1 rRNA gene is annotated in these 480 nt (G+C 35.4%); it reads right to left on the reverse strand.

The window, feature by feature from the left end:
* A 23S ribosomal RNA gene (locus TP70_RS09705) occupies positions 1-85 on the reverse strand; the annotation flags it as partial.
* Positions 86-480 lie beyond the last annotated feature (395 nt).

A 480-nucleotide genomic window follows, 5' to 3' on the forward strand; every position in this document is an offset into this window, starting at 1 on the left:
CTCCCCAAAGCATATCGTCGTTAGTAACGTCCTTCTTCGGCTTCTAGTGCCAAGGTATTCACCGTGCGCCCTTAATAACTTAATCTTCTTTTGATTGACAATCGCTCGCATTCTGCTTCATCATTTCACAATCACTCAATCACTTACGCATAGTAAGCTCACTCGCTCTTGTTCATGATTCATTGACTGACAAGCGTTTTCAATTCAAAACTGTGTTATTAATTATGTGAGTCGTCATTTGACGACTAGCGATAATTTTTAGTTTCAAGCTTTCGCTATTCACTCGGTTTTTGCTTGGTAAAATCATTTATACTTACTTATCTAGTTTTCAATGTACAAGACAATTTGATTGACAATCACTTGCATTAACAAGCGTTTTCAATTCAAATTTTAATTTTGAATCCTCAAATAATGAGCATTCAAAACTGAATACAATATGTCACGTTAATCCGCTTATCACCTAAAGGTGATATTCCGTAT

It is taken from the genome of Staphylococcus microti, assembly GCF_000934465.1.
GTDB classification, from domain to species: Bacteria; Bacillota; Bacilli; order Staphylococcales; family Staphylococcaceae; genus Staphylococcus; species Staphylococcus microti.